Source organism: Kibdelosporangium phytohabitans, assembly GCF_001302585.1.
GTDB classification, from domain to species: Bacteria; Actinomycetota; Actinomycetes; order Mycobacteriales; family Pseudonocardiaceae; genus Kibdelosporangium; species Kibdelosporangium phytohabitans.
The window spans coordinates 8,275,072-8,294,923 of the sequence record NZ_CP012752.1; the positions used below are offsets into that span (position 1 = coordinate 8,275,072).

Below are 19,852 nucleotides of genomic sequence, written 5' to 3' on the forward strand. Positions count from 1 at the left end.
TACGTAGCTCTTCCGATCGGGCTACGTACGTGTCCGGTAGAGGTAAGTACCGCTCACCAGGTGTCGCTCAGTACGGCTGCGACCAGCGCGAGCCTCCCGATCAGGTGATCCTGGGCGGCGCGCCTGAGTCCCACGCCCAACGACACCCTGGCCGGCCCCAGCCGCGAGATAGGCCCGCGCCCGCTCGAGCCCGTCGTCCAGCACCGCGCTCTGGTCCGGAGCGGACAGGAACACGTCGACCCGCGCGTTGATCACCAGCTCCGGGCTGGCGGCGCGGAGGGCCGCGAGCCGGTCGGCCTGCCTCGCACCACCGTGGTCGGTGTCCTCGATGGCGCAGCTGGCCGCGCCCACCTCGGCCAGGCGCGCGGCCAGCTCCGTCTCGGGCAGGCCGTAGCCGCCCTCGGCGCCCGCGGTCACGCGTTGTGCTTCGGCAGCTTCGGGCGAGCCGGGACGTTGACCCTGTTCCAGGCGTTGATGGTGACGATCAGCCACACGACCGCCTGGTACTGGGCCTCGTTGAACACCTTCATCGCCCGCTCGTAGAGCTCGTCGGGCAGGTCCTGGGTGTCGGACAGGCGGGTGAGCACCTCGGTCATCTCGAGCGCGACCCGCTCCTCCTCGGTGAACAGGTCGGTCTCCCGCCACGCGTCGAGCAGCAACAGCCTGCGCGTGTCCTCGCCGTGCTTGATGGCGTCACGCGTGTGCATGTCCAGGCAGAAGGCGCAGGCGTTGATCTGCGAGGCCCTGATCTTGATCAGCTCGAGCAGGATCTGGTCGACGCCAGCGGCGCGGCCGGACGCCTCCACCTCCTGGCCCAGCGCCAGCAGCGCCTTGAAGGCCTTGGGGATCCCGTTCATGGTCTGGATTCGCTGTGTCATGCCGACAACGTTATCCGGAACTTGTTCACGCCGGAGGTCCAGTTTCGACCTTTCGACGTGGTCCAGTGGTGTTGCCGCGACCGCTCTGGTCTGCGACGATGCCAACCCGCCGGCTAGGAGGAGAAAACTGTGGCTTCCCGACTCAACCCGTACCTCAGCTTCGACGGCTCGGCCAGGCAGGCGATGGAGTTCTACGCGAGCGTCCTCGGCGGTGAACCCTCCATCCGGACGTTCGGCGAGTTCGGCATGGCGGGTACGCCCCAGGAGAACCAGGTCATGCACAGCCAGCTGGAAACGCCGAGCGGGTACACGCTGATGGCGTCCGACACCCCGCCCGGCATGGAGTACAAGCCCGGCACCAACATCACTGTCAGCTTGAGCGGCGACGACGCCGACGAGCTGCGCGGTTACTTCGCCAAGTTGTCCGACGGCGCCACTGTCACCGTCCCGTTGGAGAAGCAGATGTGGGGCGACGAGTTCGGCGCGCTGGTCGACAGGTTCGGGATCAACTGGATGGTCAACGTCACCTCGGCGTGAGTTTCGTTGCGGACACTCCGTGACCGCAATGACACATATTGTCCGTTCCATGACGATTTTGGTGACCGGCGCGACCGGGACTGTCGGCCGTTTCCTCGTGACCCAGCTCCTCGCGGAAGGACACCGTGTCCGGGCGCTGACACGCGACCCGGCCAAGGCGGACCTGCCGAGCGGCGTGGAGGTGGTCGCGGGCAACCTGGCCGACACGGCGACCCTGACCGAGGTGTTCACCGGTGTCACAGCCGCGCATCTGATCAACTTCGACGGCGCGGACGGATCACCGCTGACCAACGGCGACGAGATCGCGGCGCTGGCGAAGAAAGCGGGCGTCGCGAGGATGACTGTCCTCAAAGGAGAGCTGGGGCACAGCCCGCTCGAGGAGTCGCTCGCGGGCGCGGGCGTGGAGTGGACGGCGTTGGCACCGGGCGAGTTCATGTCCAACGCACTGGAACTCGCCCCGGGCATCCGTACGGAAAGTGTTGTACGGGAACCGTTCGGGGACATGCCCAGCGCGCTGATCCACCCGGCGGACATCGCGGCGGTCGCCGCGGTCGCGCTCACCGCTCCCGGTCACGCCGGGAAGCTGTACATGCTGACCGGCCCGCAAGCCCTGACACCGGTGGACAAGGTGCGCATCATCGGCTCGGTCCTCGGCCGGGACATCCGCTACGTGGAACTGACCAGGGAAGAGGCCGTGCAGCAGTGGCGGCGGTACGGGACAGCCGACGAGACCATCGACTTCTTCCTCGACCTCGTCGACAACCCGGTGGAGGAGGCGCGCACCGTCCAGCCCACAGTGCAGCAGGTAACCGGCAAACCCCCACGCACGCTTGCACAGTGGGTGCGGGAGAACGCCGCCGCGTTCGGCTGAGCTGATCCACATCGTCGGCACCCCACCACCGCGACGCCCCGGGATGCAGCAGACTGGTGGGCATGAAAACGCTGCTGAACGTCATCTGGCTGGTCCTGTCCGGGTTCTGGATGGCGCTCGGCTACCTGGCCGCCGGGATCGTGTGCTGCGTGCTGATCATCACGATCCCGTTCGGCCTGGCGTCGTTCCGGATCGCGAACTACGCGCTCTGGCCGTTCGGCCGCACCATCGAACAGCGCAGGGAAGCGGGCGCGATGTCGCTGATCGGCAACGTCGTCTGGATCGTCGTCGCCGGGTGGTGGCTGACGCTCGGGCACATCGTCACCGGGCTGTTGCAGTGCGTGACGATCATCGGCATCCCGTTGGGAATCGCCAACTTCAAGATGATCCCGGTGTCGCTGGTCCCGCTGGGTTCCCGGATCGTGCCGACCGATTGACCGGCACGACGACCGTACCCGCGTCCAGGTCGACACCGTGGGGAGGCGCGCCCTGCGCGTCTTCCTCGCGCATCATCGACACCGTGTCGCGGTGGTCGAGCTCCATCCGTTTCGTGCCGTAGAAAACCGCGGTCAACTCGTTGACGTAGGTCTCCGCGAGCGGCGTACCGCTTTGCTTTCGCCGCTTCACGCGGATGAGCTCCCACGACCCCACGAGTATCAGCAGCAGCACCGCAGCTGGACCCGTCAACGCCAACGCTGTCTCCACGACAGGGTCAACGCGGCGCCTGCCGGCCGAGTTCCTCGTGTCACACCTTCAAGCCCACACCGGCGTAGGCGTGCGCGTTCATCTCCGGTTCGTCGGCGATGTCACCCGGGCCCTGCGGGTTCCAGACACCGCACCCGACCAGACCCGGTTCGACCAGCTCGAACCCGTCGAACATGCGCAGGACGTCGTCGTACGGGCGCGGCGTGATCTGGTCGACGCTGCGCGACTCGCGGATCATGTCCTTGATCTCGCCGACCTGGTCGGCGCGCTGCTCGTACGTGGCATGTGTGAGCGCGAGATAGCTGTCACGCGGCAACGCGTCCCGGTAGTGCGCGATCAACGACCACGGGTCCTCGCTGTCGGGCAACCAGTGCACCATGAACACCAGCAGCAATGCGATGGGCTGCGAGAAGTCCAGCAGCTGCCGCGCTTGCGAGCTTGCGAGGATGCTCTCCGGGTCGCGCATGTCGGCCCGCAGGACACCTGCGCGGTCGTTCCCCGACAGCATCAGCTCGCTGTGCGCCACCGCGATCGGGTCCTTGTCCACGTACAGCACGCGGGCTTCCGGATTCGCTTGCTGCGCAACGACGTGCACGTTCCCCACGGTCGGGATGCCGGAACCGATGTCGAGGAACTGGTGCACGCCGCGCTCGACGAGGTAGCGGACCGCCCGGCCGAGGAAGGCGCGGTTGAGCCGTGCGATCTTCGACGCGCCGGGCATCACCTTCTCGGCCTGTTCGGCCACCATCCGGTCGACCGCGAAGTTGTGCGCGCCTCCCAGCAGGTAGTCGTACGTCCGCGCCATGCTCGGCACCGACGTGTCCACCTCGTCGGGGATCCAGTTGCGTGCTTGTTGTTCGGTCATCACCGCACCTCCCGTCAAAAGGCGACAGTGCAGCGTACCGGTCACGAACCCTTCCCGTGATTACCCGATCGGGTACTCGTCCGAGCGGCCGAATGCCTCTACGGTGAGTGGTCGTCTCGACAAGACCGCGAGGAGCGGATGTCCAGGTGAACTTCCCCAGCACGCCGGTCGCCCCCGGTCGCTGGCCGTTACTCGGCCACACGCCTTCCCTGTTACGGCACAGGTTCGGCTTCACCTCGTCGCTGGCCGACCACGGCGACCTGGTCAGGGTGTACCTCGGCCCGGTGCCCGCGTACATGGTCACCAGCCCGGCGCTGATCCACCAGATGCTCGTCACCGACGGCAAGAAGTTCGACAAGGGCATGCTGTTCGACCGGTTCCGGCCGGTGTGGGGCAACGGGATCGCGATCTCCAACGGCGCGTTCCACGCCCGGCAGCGCAGACTCATGCAGCCCGCGTTCCACGTCAAGCGGATCGCCGGGTACGCGGACGTGATGTCCGAGGTGGCACGGGGAATGGCGGGCTCGTGGCACGCGGGCCAGGTCGTCCAGGTCGACCAGGCGATGCTGGAGGTGTCGATCACCGTCGCCGGGCGGACGCTGTTCAGCACCGAACTGGGCAAGGCCGCCATCGCCGAAGCTCGCAGGTCGCTGCCCGTGGTGATCAAGCAGGGCATGGTCCGCGCGCTGTCACCGGGGTTCGTCACGCACCTGCCGATTCCCGGCAACCACCAGTTCGACCAGGCGATCCAACGGCTGCACGGGATCGTGTTCGACGTGATCGCCGAAGGCCGTGCGCAGCAAGAGGATCGCGGCGACATCTTATCCATGCTGCTGGCGACGCCGGACGAGGACACCGGCGAGCCCATGACCGACCAGCAGGTCTACGACGAGGTGATCACGCTGCTGACGGGCAGCGGCGAGACCGTGATGCTCGCGATGTCGTGGTTCTTCCACGAGATCGCGCGGCACCCGGCACTCGAGCGGCGCTGGCACGAGGAGATCGACCAGTTCGGCGGGCGCCCGCTCACGTACGAGGACCTGCCGAAACTCCGCTACACCGCCATGGTCTGCAAGGAAGTGCTGCGCCGTTACCCGATCTGGTTGCTGATGCGGCGCACCAACACCGAGGTCGACCTCGGCGGGACGCTGATCCCGCCGAGGACCGAGGTCGCGTTCAGCCCGCACGCGCTGCACCACGACCCGCGGTTCCACCCCGACCCATATCGTTTCGACCCGGACCGCTGGGACACCAGCAAGACCCCACCGCCGCCGCAGGGCGCGTACGTGCCGTTCAGCGACGGGTCCCGCAAGTGCATCGGCAACCACTTCGCACTGGCCGAGATGGCGATCACCACGGCGACCATCGGCTCGCGGTGGCGCCTGGTCCCGGTGCCGGGCAGGCCGGTGCGGATCAAGGTCACCGGAGCGGCGTACCCGAGCCAACTACCCATGACGGTCGAACAAAGGACCGTGTAGCCGAAGTCCCAAGTGGAGGTATTCCCCGTGCGCGCACGGCGTCTCGTGTTGGCCGCTGCCATGGCGGCGGCGGCAGTCGGTTTCCCCGCGGTCCCGGCGCAGGCCGCGACACCATGCCGGGATGTGGCCTTCCCGGTGACCCATCTCGGTCTGCCGCAGACGATGTACGGCAAGCTGTGCCAGCCTGCGGACGCGAAGGCCGTGCAGGTGCTCGTCCCCGGCGCCTCGTACAACAGTGCCTACTGGGACATCGAGGTCACGCCGGAGATCCGGTCGTTCCGGCAGGCGATGAACAAGGCGGGCTACGCGACGCTGACGCTCGACCGGCTCGGCAGCGGCCGCAGCACACGGCCGCTCAGCGCCACGCTGACCTCGTTCACCCAGGCCAACGTTGTGCACCAGGTGATCCAGGCGGTGCGTGCGGGCAAGGGCGTACCGAAGTTCGACAAGGTCGTCCTGGGCGGGCACTCGGTGGGCTCGGCGATCTCGGTGATTGAAGCGGGCACCTACAAGGACGTCGACGCGGTCCTGGTCACCGGGATGATGCACAGCGTCAACGCGCTCGGCTCGCTGCCGGTGCTCGCGTCGCTGGCCCCGGCGAACCTCGACCCCAAGTTCCTCGGCAAGATCCTGGACCCCGGGTACCTGACCACCAGGCCGGGCCTGCGGTTCTCGGACTTCCACAAACCCGGTGCCCAGGCGCCGGGCGTCGCCGAGCACGACGAGCGGACCAAGGACGTCTTCGCGCCGGGTGAGTTCGTCGACACCCTGCTGCTCGGCGCGATCCTGCCGTACTCGAGGAAGATCGACGTCCCCGTGCTGCTGGTGATGGGCAACGACCCGGCGTTCTGCGGGTTCCTCGCGGCCGACTGCAGTTCCGCGGCGTCGCTGCTGCGGCACGAGTCGCCCAACTACTCCCCCGCGGCCAAGCTGAAGACGTACCTGGTCGGCGATTACGGACATTCGATCAACTACGCTCCGGGCGCGCCGAAGTACCACGAGGCAGTGATCAGGTGGGCGGACGCCGCGGTCGGCCGCTGAGCTGTGCGCAGGACTGAAGCCGAGGCCGCCGGCCTCGGCTTTTGTCGTACCCGGCGCTTATGATCACCGCCGTGAGGACTGCGGGTGTGGTGCTGGCAGGGGGGCGTTCCACGCGGATGGGACGCGCCAAAGCCGGCCTGCCTTGGCACGGCTCGACCTTCCTGTACCGCACCAGCGCGTTGCTGCGCCGGACTGTGGACGGACCGGTCGTCGTGGTCGCCGCGCCCGGCCAGGGCCTGCCGGAGCTGCCCGCGGGTGTGGAGATCGCCGAGGACCCGGTCGAAGGCCTCGGTCCGATGCAGGGCGTGGCCGTCGGCCTGGCGAGTGTCGCGGGCCGTGCGGAGTCCGCGTTCGTGTGCTCGACCGACATGCCGTTCCTGCACCCCGCGTACGTCCGGCGTGTCATGCGCGCGCTGGCCGAGACAGGTGCGGACTTGGTGCTGCCGTGGGCGAACGGGCACCGGCAGCCGCTGGCGACCGGGTACCGGACGGCGCTGCACCCGTTGATCACGCGGTTGATCGGCGAAGGGGATCTGCGGCCGGGAATGCTGCCGAAGCACTGCGAGGTGGCCCAGCTCGACGACGCGGTCCTGCTGGACGACCGCGACCTGCGGCAGCTGGATCCCCGGCTGGACTCGGTGGTGAACGTCAACACACCGGAGGACTACGCCGCCGCGCTGGCGCGTGAGCTCCCGGAAATCACTGTCAACGGACGCACCGTGCGCGCGGCGACGCTGGGCCCGCGGGCGTCCGCCGTCGTGCTCAACGGTGTCGAGATCGCCCCCGACCCGCTGTTGCCGCTGGTCGCGGGCGATTCGGTAACGGTTGTCGACGACGAGGAGTGACTGATGCACCCGCTGGGGACACCGCCGGACGAGCAACCCTGGGTGGACAAGGCGGCCGAGCTCGCGGCGCGGTTCGCCACCACGGCGGCGGCGTACGACGAGAGCGCCGAGGTCCCTGCGGAGAACCTCGAAGCGTTGCACGCCAGCGGCCTCGACCAGGCGCTGCTGCCGGTCGAGTTCGGCGGCGAGAACCTCAGTTACCGCGCCTACGGCGAGATCGTGCGGCTGCTCGCGGCCGGATGCCCGTCCACCGCGTGCATCTGGGTCATGCACGTCGGCGCCGCGTGCGGCCTGGTGGCGATGTCCGCGCCGGACACCGCCCGGTTCTACGCCGAGGAGTACACCGCGGGCAAACGCTTCGCCAACGCGTTGTCCGAGCCGTCCGGTGGTAATCTTTTCCTTCTACCGCAACAACACGCGCTGCCTGTCGACGGCGGCTTCCGGCTCACCGGGGCGAAGCGGTTCACCTCCGGCTGCGAGATCGCCGACCACTTCCTGGTCAACGTGCTGGTCGACGGCGTACCGACGTTCTTCGGAGCCGCGGCCGACGAAACGATCGCGTACCTGCCGATCGGTGACACGATGGGCTTGCGCGCCAACGGAAGCCGCCTGGTGGAGTTCCACGGCACGGTGCTGCGCGCTGATCGCCGCTGCCTGCCACCGAAAGGCCACCGTCCGAACAGGATCAGCAGTGGGCTCCCGTTCCTGTCGCTCGGCGTCGCGGACGCGGCCGTCGCCGCGCTGATCGAGCACGCGCGTACCCGCGCCATTCCCACAACAGGCGAATCGCTGTCGGCGATGCAGTGGCTCAGGTTCGACCTGGCCGACGTGCACAGCCGCCTGGACGCGGCGGGCATGTACGCCAATCACATGTCGTGGCTGGCCGATGAGAACGACACGGCCTTCGACATGGCCACCATGCGTGCCAAGCTGCTGGCCAACCAGGTGGCGCTGGACGCCGCCCAGCTCGCGCTGAAGGCGGGTGGCGGATCCGGCTACCTGAGCACTTCGCCGATCCAGCGCATCCTGCGTGACGCGTACGCGGGGTGGGTGATGGCGTACTCGGCGGAGGTGTGCCGGGACCGGATCAGCGCCGAGCTGCTCGATGGCTGACCGGCCGCGGATGCTGTTCAACGCGTTCACGATGTTCACGCCTTCGCACCACGCGCAGGGGTTGTGGGCCGAGCCGGACAGCAACCAGTTGGCGTACAACGATCCCGCGACCTGGATCGAACTGGCCCGACTGTGCGAGCGCGGGATGTTCGACACGATCTTCTTCGCCGACGTGCTCGCGCCGTACGACACCTACCAGCAGTCGCGGGATGCCACGGTGTTCGAGGGCATGCAGTTCCCGACCGGGGATCCGTCCGTGCTGATCCCGTTGCTGGCGCACCACACCGAGCACCTCGGGTTCACGTTCACCCAGAACATCCTGCAGGAGCACCCGTACCCGTTCGCCCGCAAGATGTCCACATTGGATCACCTGACGGGTGGGCGGGTGGCGTGGAACATCGTGACGACGTTCCTGCCGGGCGCGGGCCGCAACCTCGGCTACGGCGGCCTGCCCGAGCACGGCGACCGTTACGCCCGCGCCGAGGACTACGTTCAAGCCGTCTACAAGCTGTGGGAGCACAGCTGGGAGGACGACGCCGTGCTGCGTGACCGGGCGCGGCGGCAGTTCGCTGACCCGGCGAAAGTGCACGAGGTCGACCACGAAGGGCCGTACTACACGGTGTACGGCCCCCATCTGAGCGAGCCGTCGCCGCAGCGGACGCCGCTGTTGTTCCAGGCCGGGATGTCCGGGACCGGACGCGCGTTCGCCGGGCGGCACGCCGAGGCGCTGTTCATCAGCTCGACGACGCCGGAGTCCGCCGCGCCGGTCGTCGCCGATGTCCGGCGGGCCGCCGCCGGGCGCCGGATCCGGATCTTCGTACCGCAGGCGTACGTGGTCGGCAGCACCGAAGCCGAGGCGCGCAGGCGGGACACCGAGTTGCTCGAACGGCAGACCGTCGAGGGCAACCTGGCCAGGATGAGCGTGTTCCTGCACCACGACTTCGCCACTGACGGGCCGGACACGCCCGTCGGGGAGCTGCGAAATCGTCCCGGCGTGTCGAGACAGGTGCGTGACTTGCTCAACGCGGCCGACCGGGACGATTGGACGCTCGGCGAGCTGGTCCGCTGGGTCGGCAACCGGCGGCTGGCGGGCACGCCGGAGCGGATCGCCGACAGCGTCGAGGCGTGGCAGTCGGTGGGCGTGGACGGCGTCAACCTGCAGTACGTGGTCTCGCCGACGACGTTTGCGGAGTTCGTGGACCACGTGGTGCCGGTGCTGCGGGCGCGTGGCCTGGTTCAGCGGGAGTACGCGCCGGGAACGCTGCGGGAGAAGTTCTTCCCGGGGTCCGGATCCCGCCTGCCGGTGTCGCATCCGGCCAGAGCGAGAGGATTTCGCCGGTGGGGGAATAACCTGAAAGGGTGAGACCTGGGGTTGTGGCCACGTTTCGAGATGCCTAGAGTGACCGATCATACCCCCGGCGTAACCCGTCCGGGCTAACCCCATTTAGGACTCAGGAGCGGCAATGGTGCGACGCCCCACGGTGTTGCTGGCAATCGTGGCGACCTTGGTCGCGACCCTGTCCGGCTGTGGACTGCTCGGCGGTTCGTCCGGTGACGACGCCGGCCCCACGGACAAGGTCGAGAAGTCCAAGATCAGGCTCGGCCTGCTGCCCGTCGTCGACGTGGCCTCGGTTCACCTGGCCATCCAGGAGGGCTACTTCAAGCAGGAGGGGCTGGAGGTCGAGCTGATCAACATCCAGGGTGCGGGGGCGGCCATCCCCAGCCTGGTGAGCGACAACGCCAGCTACGACATCGTCTTCGGCAACTACGTCTCGTTCTTCAACTCGCAGGCCAAGGGCATCGCGCAGAAGGTCGAGGGCCTGAAGTTCGTGGCTGACGGCTACGTGGCGAAGCCGAACACGTGGATGGTGCTCGCGGGTAAGGACTCGCAGGCCAAGAAGCCCACCGACCTGCCGGGTAAGAAGATCGCGGTGACGACGAAGCAGAGCCTGGCCGAGGTCAGTATTCGCTCGGTGCTGAAGGTGCACGGCGTGGACGCCAACCAGGTCACCTTCATTGAAATGCCGTACACGGACATGGGCGCGGCGCTGTCGGCCAACCGCGTGGACGCGGCACTGCTCGCGGAGCCGTTCATCACCCAGGCAGCGAAGGACTTCGGCGCTGTGCAGCTGTTCGACGCGGCGTCTGGTCCGACCGCGGAGCTGCCGATCGCGGGCTACGGCACCACAGGCAAGTTCGCGCGGGAGAACCCCAAGACGATCGCAGCCTTCCAGCGCGCCTTCGCCAAGGGCCAGGAAGCCGCGGGGGCGGACCGCTCGAAGGTGGAGAAGCTGCTGCCGGGCTACGCGAAGATCGACCCGCAAACCGCGGCGCTGGTCAACCTCGGCGGATTCCCGTCGCGCCTGGAAGCCAGCAGGCTGCAGCGCATCCCCGACCTGATGTTCGAGTTCGGCATGCTCAAGGAACGCCTCGACGCCAACTCGATGATCCTGTCAAGCACACCGACGAGCTGAGAACAGCGTTGACGTGAAGGGCGAGGGCTCAGCAACACGAGCCCTCGCCCTCAGCGTTTGCCGGATCAGGTGCGCCGCGTATCCACCGAGAACCCATTGGCGCACAACGGCATCAGGACTCTCAGCCAGCCTCAGCACGTGGCACGGCTCGCTCAAAGACGCACACCAACCCCAGCAACTGAGCGATAGCCAGCCCACCACGGCGAGCGCGCCAGCGCAGACAGGGCTTCGGGGTGCTCCTGCCCGTCGGCCTGGGCGTAGCCCAATCACACGTGTCCAGAGGTCCGCCTGCGTTTCTCGCGGGCATCAGCGGCGGTCGTACGGGCCTCTTGACGCGTGTGGTTGCCTCCGGCAGGCCCTCGGGCAGGAGCGCCCACGCCTTCTCAGTACACACACCGAGGAGTTCAAGCATCCGGCAGGAAGAACACACACCCTCGGCTCCTGCCTTGAGGTCTGCCTCCCGGCGAGGGACCCGCTTGTTCCGTGCTCACATCCCAGCTATGACCCGGTGTGTCGAACGCTGCGGTTCAGTGCACGGAACAAGATGTCCCTCGCCGGGAGCAGACCTCGGAGCAGGAGCTTGTGTTCGGTGTCCTTCGTCTCCACAGCCCCGGCCCCAGGGGTGTGTCCTTCGATGCGCGGGCGCTCCTGCCCGACGACCTGCCCGGAGGGAACCACGGACTGTCAAGAGGCCCGTAGGGCCTGCGCTGATGCCCGCGAGAAACGTAGGCGGACCTCCTGACAGTCCGTGGTTGGCGTAGCCCAGGCCGACGGGCAGGAGCACCCCCGAACCACCCCTCTACGCTGGCGCGCTCGCCGCTGCGGGACGGTCTGCGCTGGCGCGCTCGCCGCTCGGGGCCGGTTCTGCACTGCACGCGAACCGCTGCGGGTCAGTCTGTCTGCTTGCGCGCGAGCGGTTCGGGGCTGGTTTCTTGCTTGCGGCAGGGTGTGTCGTTGTCCGCGCTTCCCGGTTTCAGCCGACGTGGTGGTATCTTCTGGGCATGGTTGTCGCTGGTTCGGTGGTTTGGCGCGGTTCGTCCGAGTAGACGGTCCGTTCGTTCCCATCGAATCGAGCCGTCTTCGGACGGCCGCTTCTTTCCCCGACCGCCGAGGACGGCTCCCACTGGCTTTTGGGAGTCCAGGTGGAGTCCATCGTCGTCATCGGCGACCAGGTGACCGCTGACCACGCGGTCGAGCTGGCCAAGCAGGATCAGGTCTTGTTGTGGCGTGGCGATTTCCGCAACGCTGTGCAATTGCTTTCCGCTATGCGGCGCAGGGTTGGCAGGGTCCGTCGTGGCCGCAGCCCGGCTGAGACGTTTCGGCGCTGTCGCGCGGCTGCTGCGCGCCGGGCACGGGTGCTCGGGCGGGTTCAGGTTGAGGTTGGTCCCGGCTATGCGCTTGATCTTCCCCATGCGCCTGATGTCGTGCAGGCGTGCACGTTGGCGTTTGGTCCGTCGCACGGCCGGATGCCGCTGACCGACATCATGGGTGCGCTCGGGGCGCATCGATGGCGGGTGCGTGGTGTTCATGTTCCCGCGCTCGGTGTCAAGATCCATCCGCATTACGGGGTGTTCGCGCCTACCAGGCATGAGTACGTCGATCTCGTCGCTTCCGTGCCCTGGCCCCGGCCTGGGAAGGTCTTTGAGATCGGCACTGGAACCGGTGTGCTGGCGGTGCTTCTCGCGCAGCGTGGCGCGAGTGACGTTGTCGCCGTTGACATCGAGCCGCGAGCGGTCGAGTGCGCCCGTGACAACGTCGATCGGCTCGGGTTGTCGGCGAGTGTCCGTGTCGTGCGGCAGGACCTGTTCCCTGACGGGACAGCGGATCTCATCGTGTGCAATCCCCCGTGGTTGCCCTCGCCTGTGTCTTCATCGCTGGACACGGCTGTCTACGACCCTGGTTCACGGATGTTGCGCGGGTTCCTCCGCGGCCTCCCCGAACACCTGAGCCCGGGCGGGGAGGCGTGGCTGGTTGTCTCCGACCTGGCCGAGCGGCTGGGTCTGCGTGCGCCCACCCGGACGTTGATCACGGACGCCGGGCTGGTCGTCCGTGACCGCCTCGACATCCGTCCCCGCCACAAGGCGCGCAAGGACGACCCGCTCGCCGAGTACCGGTCCGCCGAGGTCACCTCTCTGTGGCGGATCACCCGATCGGACAAGGCCGAGGTTTAACCCCGCGCACAGTGGGGAAACAGAATGGCCAGAGGCGAGGCACTCCGCCCGTACGGCTGGGAGTGACGTGCGGGCGGAGCTGGGAACCGGCACGCCCAGAAAGGGCAACCGGTGGATTTCGACCAACCCGCTGTGCGCGACTTGCTCAGCCGTGTCCTGGCAGACCAGGACGGCGACCTGGCCCGGCGCTGGATCGACCTCCAGCTCAACGGCTCCGGCCGGACGGCCGACCAGGACGGCGAGGAAGTGCGCCGCGAAGTCATGGCCGTACTCGACGCCCTGCGCAGCGGTATCGCGAGCGAGCTGCCTGTGGCCGGTCTCGTCGACGACCACCCGCCGCTGCACGACGCGATCGTCCAGCTGTCGATGCGCCGGGCCAGGGCAGGCACCGCGCCGACGGCCACCGCGATGGCTGTGCTGTCGTTGAAAGAGGCGATGCTGGAGGCGCTCGCCCGGCACGACGGCGACCCGTCGATGCGGTTCCCCGCGGCCGTCATGACCAACCAGTTGCTCGACGCCGCGGGCACGCTCAGCTTCCAGTCCTATGTGGAAGGCCGGGAGCACATCATCAGGGCGCAGCACCAGCAGATGCTCGAACTGTCCACGCCCGTTGTCCGGTTGTGGCGGCGGGTGCTCGCCGTCCCGCTGATCGGCACGCTCGACAGCACGCGGACACAAGTGGTGATGAACGGCCTGCTCGAAGCCATCCAGGCGCAGGAGGCCAAGGTCGCGATCATCGACATCACCGGTGTGCCGACCGTGGACACCGTGGTCGCGCACCACCTGCTGCAGACCGTCAGCGCGGTGCGGCTGATGGGCGCCGACTGCCTGATCAGCGGCATCCGGCCGGCCATCGCCCAGACGATCACGCAACTGGGCATCGACCTGTCCACGATCGTCACCAGGGCCACGCTCGCCGACGCGCTGGCCGAGGCCATCGAGCTGACCGGTGCGGCACGATGACGGCACCCGGCCCCGCGCGCGTCCCGATCCTGCGGCTCGGCGACGTGCTGCTGACCGGACTGCTGGACGACCTCGACGACAAGTCCGCTGTCCAGTTCACCGAGGAACTGGTCGAGCGGATCGCCGCCGAGCAGATCCGCGGCGTGGTCGTGGACATCTCCCGGTTGCAGATCATCGACTCGTTCGTGGCCCGCGTGCTCACCGAGATGGCCTCGACCGGACAGCTGCTCGGCGCGCAGGTCATCGTCGCCGGGATGCGCCCGGCCGTGGCCATCACGCTGTCCGAGCTCGGGCTGGAACTGACCGGCGTGCACACCGCGCTCAACGCCGAGCAGGCCATGGCCAAGCTCGGCTGGGGGCGCCATGTCACTTCATGAGACCACCACGGCTCCCGCCGTCCACCCGATCGTCGCGGAACAGGACCTGCTGCTGGCGCGGCACGCGGTGCGGGCGGCTGCCGTGGCGGCCGGGTTCGACCTGATCGGCCAGACCAAAGTGGTCACCGCGGCCAGCGAACTGGTGCGCAACGCCTACATCCACGGCGGTGGCGGCGAGATCGAGTTCGAACAGCTGAGGGACGACCTGGGGCGCAAGGGTTTGCGGCTGACCGTGCGGGACGCGGGGCCGGGTATCCCCGATGTCGGCGCGGCACTGACCGACGGTTTCAGCACCGGGGCGGGCCTCGGGCACGGCCTGGGCGGGACACGAAGGCTGATGGACGACTTCCACATCGACAGCGCGCCAGGCAGGGGCACGGTGGTGACTGTCACGCGGTGGGCCGGGTGACCACGCACCTGCACGTCGACCACGAGAGCGCGGTGCACGTCGCCGCGCGTACGGCTCGTACGGTCGCTCAGGAAGTCGGGCTGCCGAGCCCGTTGCCGGACCGCGCCGCCGTGATCGCGTCCGAACTGACCAGCAACCTCCACAAGCACGCGGGCGGCGGCAACGTGTTCATCCAGCCGCTGCTGACCGGCACCGGCGTGGAGGTCGTGGCGACCGACAGCGGCCCTGGCATGGCGGACCCGGACCGGTGCCTCACCGACGGGCACACGACCACCGGCACGCTCGGCGTCGGGCTTGGCGCGGTACGCCGCATGGCCAGCGACTTCAGCGTTCATTCCACGGTGCACCACGGGACTTTGCTCGCCGCGCGGCTGCTGGCACCGGGATCAGCGGCCGAGGCGCACCGGCGCATCGGATATCTGTGTGTCCCCGCCGACGGCCAGCAAGTGAGCGGCGACAACGCGGCTGTCCACACGGACACATCAAGCGCGGCAGCAGCGACAACCGTGCTGGTCGCCGACGGTCTGGGGCACGGCCCGGAGGCCGCGGAGGCGTCGCAGGCGGCCGTGCGGATCTTCCAGCGCGACCCGACGCTGCCGTTACCGGAGTTGCTCACGGCCATGCACCACGGTTTGCGGCTGACGCGCGGTGCTGCGATCGCCGTAACGCGCATCGTCGACCGCAACGCGCAGTTCTGCGGGGTCGGGAACGTCCGTTGCTCAGTGTTGTCACCGGACGGGCACCAAGCGTTGCTCAGCAAACCAGGTGTGGTCGGTGCCCGGTCCATCACGCCGCAGGTACGGTCTGTGCCGTTGGCAGAGCACAGCACAGTCGTGGTGCACACCGACGGCCTGCAGCCGCATTGGCCCGTGCACACGGCTCCCATCCGGTTGGGTTTGGCGTCCGCGTTGCTGGCAGCGGGGCTCGTACACGACCACCGGCTGGCGCACGACGACGCGACCGTGGTGGTGATCAGATGACGGCAGTGATGATGACAGTGGTGATCAGATGACAGTGGTGACGACATTGCCGGACGTGCGCGAACGCCTCAGAGCGGCGTGCGACCGGTACAGCATCCCGCTGGAGACACGCGGCCGGTTGGTGGTGGCCGTTACGGCTGTCGCCAAGTCGTTGCTGACCAAGCGAATCCCTGTCGAACTGGGCGAACGCGTCGAAGCCGAGCAGCTCGTCGTCTCGTTGCGCGCTCCCATGGCCGCGCGCCCGGACACGTTGCCGCTGATGCCGGAGCACGGTCCTGGCGGGACGTTCACGTGGCGAATCCCCATCAGCACAGTGATTCCCGCGCCGTCACGGCCGGTCGCCGACGAGACGGCGTTCGAGCAGGAGCTCATGGCCGCGCTGGCGCACGCCGATGCCGTGGAGCGCCAGCAGAAGGACCTCAAGCACGAACTGGCCGAGACCAACAGCGGTGTCCTGGCGATGTACGTGGAGCTGGAGAAACGCGACGAGCAACTGCGCCGTTCGCACGCGGTGATCTTCCGGCAGCTCGAGGACGCGCTACGGCCGCAGGCGCCGTCGGTGCCGGGCGTCGGCCTCGCCGTGCACTACGCCCCCGCCGACGCCGACGCGCCGACCGGTGGTGACTTGTTCGACTGGTTCGTGCTGCCGGACGGCATGTTGCACATCACGGTCGTCGACGCGGTCGGGCACGGCGTGGCCAGCACCCGTGACGCGTTGGACGTCACGCACGCGATCCGGACGCTGGCGCTGGAGGGGCATCCCTTGGCGCAGCTCATCGGCCGCGCCGCGGAAACGCTGGGCGGTGTCTTCCCGCGGCTGATGGCCACCGCGCTGGTGGCCAGGATCGATCCGTCGAATGGCCGGTTCCAGCTGGCCAACGGCGGTCACCCGCCCGCGTTGCTGCTGGGCAGGAGCGGAGCGTGTTTCATCCAGATCGAAGGCCGCGGCGTGGGGTTCCCCTTGCCCGGCAGTGTCGTGGTGCACACCGGTCACCTGGAGACCGGGGACGTGCTGCTGCTCTACACCGACGGTCTCACCGAGTGCCGCGGTTCGATCACCGACGGCGAGCAGCGCCTGGTGAAGGCCGCGCTCCGGCACAAGAGCCCCGACCTGGACGCGATGACGTCCGCGATCGTCGCGGACATCCACGAGGACAGGCGCTACGCCGACGACACGCTGCTCATCACCGTCCGATATGGACGACGCCCTTCCGCGTGACCGTCCGGCCACTCTCGGTCGCGGCCCCGACCGGCGCGCGGTGACCGGCGCCACATCTGTCTACAGTGGAACTCCTACCAGAAATCCCCTTCTGGTGCCAATTCCGGCCCACCGCGTCCGCTGGGTGGAACGAATTGGCATCCGCGCTCCGAGGTGGGGAAAGTGTCTGCCGGACTCGGTGGTAGATCACCGCCAGAGCCGGTCTTCACAGGGGAAAGGCAGTCATGTCGGAGCAGAGTTCGCCGCCAGAGAGCACACCGCCGGGTCTTCCGGAGAAGCCCAAGCGCAACCGCGGTCTGCTGACCGGGATCGCCGTCGTCGTGGTCCTCGCGGTCGCCGCAGTGGTCGTGTTCTTCGCCACACGGGGATCCGACACGGCCGACGGGCGCACCACGGTCCGGATCGGGACGACGGAAGCCAGCGCGGAGTACTGGCCCACGTTCAAGGAACTGGCCGCGCAGCAGAACATCGACTTGCAGGTGGTCAGCTTCAGTGACTACACGCAGGCCAACCCGGCACTGTCGCAGAACCGCATCGACCTGAACCTGTTCCAGCACCTGTTGTTCCTCACCAACTACAACGTGGCGAACAACGACACGCTGACACCGATCTCGTCCACGTACATCGTGCCGTTGTCGCTGTACTCGCGTAAGCACAACGCGGTCGCCGACATCCCCGCCGGTGGCACGATCGCGATCCCGAACGACCCGACCAACCAGGCGCGGGCGCTGCTGGTGCTGCAGAAGGCGAAGCTGATCACGCTCAAGGGCGGCGGGAACGTGCTGTCCACGCCTGCCGAGATCGACAAGGCCGCCTCCAAGGTCACTGTGACACCGGTCGACGCCGCGCAGACGGTGGCGTCGCTGCCGTCGGTCGACGGTTCGGTCGTGAACAACAACTTCGCGCTCAACGGCGGTCTCGACCCGTCGAAGGCGCTGTTCGGCGACGACCCCGCCGACCCGTCGGCCGAGCCGTACATCAACGCGATCGTCGCCCGCGCCGCCGACAAGGACAACCCGGTCTACGCCAAGGTCGCGGAGATCTACAAGGACTCGCGCGTGGCCGACAAGGTGAAGGCGGAGTCGAAGGGCACCGCGGTGCTGGTCAACCGGCCTGCAGCCGACCTGACCGCGATCGCCGGCAGGCTGGCCGGGACGATCCGCGCCGGCCGCTCGTGAGCACTCCGCTGATCGAGTTCCGCGGCACCGGCAAGACGTTCGGCGCCGCGGGCAAGGTCGTGACCGCGCTCGACGGCGTCGACCTGAGCATCGACGCCGGTGAGATCTACGCGGTCATCGGCCACTCCGGTGCGGGCAAGAGCACGCTGGTCCGGCTGATCAACGCGCTCGAGCGGGCCACGTCCGGATCGGTGCTGGTGGACGGTGTGGACATCACGCACCTGCCGGAGCGCAGGCTGCGGCAGGTGCGGCTGGGCATCGGCATGGTTTTCCAGCAGTTCAACCTGATGCGGTCGCGCACGGTCTTCGGCAACGTGGCGTACCCGCTCAAGATCGCGGGCTGGGCCAAGGCCGACCGGGAGAAGCGGGTCGCGGAACTGCTGAACTTCGTCGGGATCTCCGACAAGGCCTGGCAGTACCCGGATCAGCTGTCCGGTGGCCAGAAGCAGCGCGTCGGCATCGCCCGCGCGCTCGCGACGAACCCGAAGATCCTGCTGGCCGACGAGTCGACCAGCGCGCTCGACCCGGAGACCACGGGCGAGGTGCTGCGGCTGCTCAAGCGGGTCAACAGCGAGTTCGGTGTGACCATCGTGGTGATCACGCACGAGATGGAGGTGGTCCGCGAGATCGCCGACCGGGTCGCGGTCCTCAAGGACGGCAGGGTGATCGAGCACGGGCCGGTGCGGACCGTCTTCGCCGCGCCGAAGGAGCCGACCACGCAGCGGTTCGTGGAGACCGTGCTGCGGGCGCGGCCGGACGACGACGACCTGGCCCGTATCCGCGAACGCCACCCCGGCCGCCTGGTGATCGCGAAGGTCAGCGACGACCGGCGGATCGGCTCGGTGCTGTCCGAGGCGACCAGCCGCTACGACGTGCGCTTCGAAGTCGTGCACGGTGGCGTGAAGGAACTGGGCAGCACGTCGTTCGGCAGTCTCACGCTGGAGCTGATCGGGGCGGACTCGGCGGTCGACGAGCTGATCGCGGACCTGCGGACCACAACGGATGTCGAGGAACTGGCCTGATGGGCACCAACTGGGACAACCTCCGCCCGATCCTGCTCGACGCGGTCGGGCAGACGCTGTGGATGGTCGCGGCGACGATGATCGTCGGCGGTTTCCTCGGGCTGCTGCTGGGCATCGCGCTCTACAGCACGCGCCAGGGCGGCATCCTGGCCAACCGCCCGGTGCACACCGTGCTGAACGTGCTGGTGAACATCGTCCGCCCGATCCCGTTCATCATCTTCATCACCGCGATCGGGCCGGTCACCATCGCGGTCGTCGGCACGCAACTGGGGACCACAGCGGCCACGTTCGCGCTGATCTGCGCGGCGACGTTCGGCATTTCCCGTATCGTCGAACAGAACCTGGTGACCATCGACCCCGGTGTGATCGAGGCGGCCCGCGCGATGGGTGCGAGCCCGTGGCGGATCATCACGACGCTGCTGGTGCCGGAGGCGCTGGGCCCGTTGATCCTCGGCTACACGTTCGTGTTCGTCGCGGTGGTCGACATGTCGGCGGTCGCGGGCGCGATCGGCGGCGGCGGTCTGGGCGACTTCGCCATCGTGTACGGCTACCAGCGGTTCAACTGGGGCGTGACAGCGGTGGCCGTCGCGATCATAATCGTGCTGGTCCAGGTCGCCCAGTTCGTCGGCAACCGCCTGGCGCGCCGCGTACTGCGACGATGAGTACCTCTCAGGTTACTGTTGAGTAGTCCTACGCTGCCGGGCGGCCCGGTGTCCCACATATGTT

General features: G+C 68.1%; 23 protein-coding genes. 18 read left to right on the forward strand and 5 right to left on the reverse strand.

What is annotated here, in order from left to right; translation table 11 throughout:
- Positions 1-21: 21 nt before the first annotated feature.
- Together AOZ06_RS60630 and AOZ06_RS37380 are read right to left on the reverse strand one after the other, a co-directional pair.
- Entirely contained in the window at positions 22-417 is a 396-nt protein-coding gene (locus tag AOZ06_RS60630) for an isocitrate lyase/phosphoenolpyruvate mutase family protein (protein WP_054293692.1), read from the reverse strand.
- A complete protein-coding gene (locus tag AOZ06_RS37380; RefSeq protein ID WP_054293693.1) occupies positions 414-878 on the reverse strand; it encodes a carboxymuconolactone decarboxylase family protein in 465 nt (154 codons plus the stop codon). The genes AOZ06_RS60630 and AOZ06_RS37380 overlap by 4 nt, the downstream gene beginning before the upstream one ends.
- 129 nt (positions 879-1,007) lie before the next feature.
- Here AOZ06_RS37380 and AOZ06_RS37385 point away from each other — a divergent pair, with 129 nt between their 5' ends.
- The 3 genes from AOZ06_RS37385 to AOZ06_RS37395 all read left to right on the forward strand — a co-directional run bounded on the left by AOZ06_RS37385 (position 1,008) and on the right by AOZ06_RS37395 (position 2,723).
- Positions 1,008-1,415, forward strand: coding sequence for a VOC family protein (locus AOZ06_RS37385; protein ID WP_054293694.1), 408 nt, complete (start codon positions 1,008-1,010; stop codon positions 1,413-1,415).
- 49 nt (positions 1,416-1,464) lie between these two features.
- Positions 1,465-2,286, forward strand: coding sequence for an NmrA family NAD(P)-binding protein (locus AOZ06_RS37390; protein WP_054293695.1), 822 nt, complete (start codon positions 1,465-1,467; stop codon positions 2,284-2,286).
- Positions 2,287-2,348: 62 nt separating this feature from the next.
- Positions 2,349-2,723 (forward strand): YccF domain-containing protein, encoded by a 375-nt coding sequence (locus AOZ06_RS37395; protein WP_054293696.1) that lies wholly within the window; start codon positions 2,349-2,351, stop codon positions 2,721-2,723.
- Here AOZ06_RS37395 and AOZ06_RS60635 read toward each other — a convergent pair.
- Together AOZ06_RS60635 and AOZ06_RS37400 are read right to left on the reverse strand one after the other, a co-directional pair.
- Positions 2,665-2,991, reverse strand: a complete 327-nt coding sequence (locus AOZ06_RS60635; RefSeq protein ID WP_083472181.1) for a DUF6191 domain-containing protein — start codon at positions 2,989-2,991, stop codon at positions 2,665-2,667. The two genes, AOZ06_RS37395 and AOZ06_RS60635, sit on opposite strands and share 59 nt — an antisense overlap.
- Before the next feature lie 40 nt (positions 2,992-3,031).
- A complete protein-coding gene (locus tag AOZ06_RS37400; protein WP_054293697.1) occupies positions 3,032-3,856 on the reverse strand; it encodes an SAM-dependent methyltransferase in 825 nt (274 codons plus the stop codon).
- A gap of 146 nt (positions 3,857-4,002) precedes the next feature.
- Here AOZ06_RS37400 and AOZ06_RS37405 point away from each other — a divergent pair, with 146 nt between their 5' ends.
- From AOZ06_RS37405 to AOZ06_RS37430, 6 genes are all read left to right on the forward strand, one after another.
- Positions 4,003-5,334 (forward strand): cytochrome P450, encoded by a 1,332-nt coding sequence (locus tag AOZ06_RS37405; RefSeq protein ID WP_054293698.1) that lies wholly within the window; start codon positions 4,003-4,005, stop codon positions 5,332-5,334.
- A 27-nt stretch (positions 5,335-5,361) separates the two neighbouring features.
- A complete protein-coding gene (locus AOZ06_RS37410) occupies positions 5,362-6,375 on the forward strand; it encodes an alpha/beta hydrolase (protein ID WP_236951868.1) in 1,014 nt (337 codons plus the stop codon).
- Between the two features lie 71 nt (positions 6,376-6,446).
- The gene (gene mobA, locus AOZ06_RS37415; protein WP_218921844.1) at positions 6,447-7,220 is read left to right on the forward strand and encodes a molybdenum cofactor guanylyltransferase; all 774 of its coding nucleotides are present in this window, start codon (positions 6,447-6,449) and stop codon (positions 7,218-7,220) included.
- A 3-nt stretch (positions 7,221-7,223) separates the two neighbouring features.
- Positions 7,224-8,333 (forward strand): acyl-CoA dehydrogenase family protein, encoded by a 1,110-nt coding sequence (locus tag AOZ06_RS37420; RefSeq protein WP_054293700.1) that lies wholly within the window; start codon positions 7,224-7,226, stop codon positions 8,331-8,333.
- The gene (locus tag AOZ06_RS37425) at positions 8,326-9,696 is read left to right on the forward strand and encodes an NtaA/DmoA family FMN-dependent monooxygenase (protein ID WP_063810178.1); all 1,371 of its coding nucleotides are present in this window, start codon (positions 8,326-8,328) and stop codon (positions 9,694-9,696) included. Before AOZ06_RS37420 ends, AOZ06_RS37425 begins: the two co-directional genes overlap by 8 nt.
- Before the next feature lie 100 nt (positions 9,697-9,796).
- On the forward strand, positions 9,797-10,807 hold the full coding sequence (locus AOZ06_RS37430) for an ABC transporter substrate-binding protein (RefSeq protein WP_054293701.1): 1,011 nt from the start codon (positions 9,797-9,799) through the stop codon (positions 10,805-10,807).
- A gap of 890 nt (positions 10,808-11,697) precedes the next feature.
- Here the strand turns inward: AOZ06_RS37430 and AOZ06_RS60640 are convergent.
- Positions 11,698-12,363 carry a hypothetical protein gene (locus AOZ06_RS60640; protein ID WP_169799028.1) on the reverse strand — a complete coding sequence of 222 codons (666 nt, stop codon included), beginning with the start codon at positions 12,361-12,363 and terminating at the stop codon, positions 11,698-11,700.
- Here AOZ06_RS60640 and AOZ06_RS59245 point away from each other — a divergent pair.
- The 9 genes from AOZ06_RS59245 to AOZ06_RS37480 all read left to right on the forward strand — a co-directional run bounded on the left by AOZ06_RS59245 (position 12,292) and on the right by AOZ06_RS37480 (position 19,788).
- On the forward strand, positions 12,292-12,978 hold the full coding sequence (locus AOZ06_RS59245; protein WP_225953653.1) for a methyltransferase: 687 nt from the start codon (positions 12,292-12,294) through the stop codon (positions 12,976-12,978). The two genes, AOZ06_RS60640 and AOZ06_RS59245, sit on opposite strands and share 72 nt — an antisense overlap.
- A 111-nt stretch (positions 12,979-13,089) precedes the next feature.
- A complete protein-coding gene (locus AOZ06_RS37445; RefSeq protein WP_054293704.1) occupies positions 13,090-13,941 on the forward strand; it encodes an STAS domain-containing protein in 852 nt (283 codons plus the stop codon).
- A complete protein-coding gene (locus AOZ06_RS37450; protein WP_054293705.1) occupies positions 13,938-14,318 on the forward strand; it encodes an STAS domain-containing protein in 381 nt (126 codons plus the stop codon). The genes AOZ06_RS37445 and AOZ06_RS37450 overlap by 4 nt, the downstream gene beginning before the upstream one ends.
- Positions 14,305-14,727 carry an ATP-binding protein gene (locus AOZ06_RS37455; protein ID WP_054293706.1) on the forward strand — a complete coding sequence of 141 codons (423 nt, stop codon included), beginning with the start codon at positions 14,305-14,307 and terminating at the stop codon, positions 14,725-14,727. The genes AOZ06_RS37450 and AOZ06_RS37455 overlap by 14 nt, the downstream gene beginning before the upstream one ends.
- Entirely contained in the window at positions 14,724-15,707 is a 984-nt protein-coding gene (locus tag AOZ06_RS37460) for an ATP-binding protein (RefSeq protein WP_236951869.1), read from the forward strand. Before AOZ06_RS37455 ends, AOZ06_RS37460 begins: the two co-directional genes overlap by 4 nt.
- A gap of 28 nt (positions 15,708-15,735) precedes the next feature.
- Positions 15,736-16,926, forward strand: a complete 1,191-nt coding sequence (locus AOZ06_RS37465) for a PP2C family protein-serine/threonine phosphatase (RefSeq protein WP_054293708.1) — start codon at positions 15,736-15,738, stop codon at positions 16,924-16,926.
- A 224-nt stretch (positions 16,927-17,150) separates the two neighbouring features.
- Positions 17,151-18,104: a MetQ/NlpA family ABC transporter substrate-binding protein gene (locus tag AOZ06_RS37470; RefSeq protein ID WP_054293709.1), complete on the forward strand. Its 954-nt coding sequence runs from the start codon at positions 17,151-17,153 to the stop codon at positions 18,102-18,104.
- Positions 18,101-19,126, forward strand: a complete 1,026-nt coding sequence (locus tag AOZ06_RS37475) for a methionine ABC transporter ATP-binding protein (protein WP_054293710.1) — start codon at positions 18,101-18,103, stop codon at positions 19,124-19,126. Before AOZ06_RS37470 ends, AOZ06_RS37475 begins: the two co-directional genes overlap by 4 nt.
- Positions 19,126-19,788: a methionine ABC transporter permease gene (locus tag AOZ06_RS37480; RefSeq protein WP_054293711.1), complete on the forward strand. Its 663-nt coding sequence runs from the start codon at positions 19,126-19,128 to the stop codon at positions 19,786-19,788. Before AOZ06_RS37475 ends, AOZ06_RS37480 begins: the two co-directional genes overlap by 1 nt.
- The last annotated feature ends 64 nt before the right edge of the window (positions 19,789-19,852 follow it).

Coding starts and splice junctions, on each gene's coding strand:
- AOZ06_RS37380 (WP_054293693.1), bottom strand. CDS start 878: ATGACACAGCGAATCCAGACCATGAACGGGATCCCCAAGGCCTTCAAG.
- AOZ06_RS37390 (WP_054293695.1), top strand. CDS start 1,465: ATGACGATTTTGGTGACCGGCGCGACCGGGACTGTCGGCCGTTTCCTC.
- AOZ06_RS37395 (WP_054293696.1), top strand. CDS start 2,349: ATGAAAACGCTGCTGAACGTCATCTGGCTGGTCCTGTCCGGGTTCTGG.
- AOZ06_RS37400 (WP_054293697.1), bottom strand. CDS start 3,856: ATGACCGAACAACAAGCACGCAACTGGATCCCCGACGAGGTGGACACG.
- AOZ06_RS37420 (WP_054293700.1), top strand. CDS start 7,224: ATGCACCCGCTGGGGACACCGCCGGACGAGCAACCCTGGGTGGACAAG.
- AOZ06_RS37425 (WP_063810178.1), top strand. CDS start 8,326: ATGGCTGACCGGCCGCGGATGCTGTTCAACGCGTTCACGATGTTCACG.
- AOZ06_RS37430 (WP_054293701.1), top strand. CDS start 9,797: ATGGTGCGACGCCCCACGGTGTTGCTGGCAATCGTGGCGACCTTGGTC.
- AOZ06_RS59245 (WP_225953653.1), top strand. CDS start 12,292: ATGGGTGCGCTCGGGGCGCATCGATGGCGGGTGCGTGGTGTTCATGTT.
- AOZ06_RS60640 (WP_169799028.1), bottom strand. CDS start 12,363: ATGGATCTTGACACCGAGCGCGGGAACATGAACACCACGCACCCGCCA.
- AOZ06_RS37450 (WP_054293705.1), top strand. CDS start 13,938: ATGACGGCACCCGGCCCCGCGCGCGTCCCGATCCTGCGGCTCGGCGAC.
- AOZ06_RS37455 (WP_054293706.1), top strand. CDS start 14,305: ATGTCACTTCATGAGACCACCACGGCTCCCGCCGTCCACCCGATCGTC.
- AOZ06_RS37465 (WP_054293708.1), top strand. CDS start 15,736: ATGACAGTGGTGACGACATTGCCGGACGTGCGCGAACGCCTCAGAGCG.
- AOZ06_RS37470 (WP_054293709.1), top strand. CDS start 17,151: ATGTCGGAGCAGAGTTCGCCGCCAGAGAGCACACCGCCGGGTCTTCCG.
- AOZ06_RS37480 (WP_054293711.1), top strand. CDS start 19,126: ATGGGCACCAACTGGGACAACCTCCGCCCGATCCTGCTCGACGCGGTC.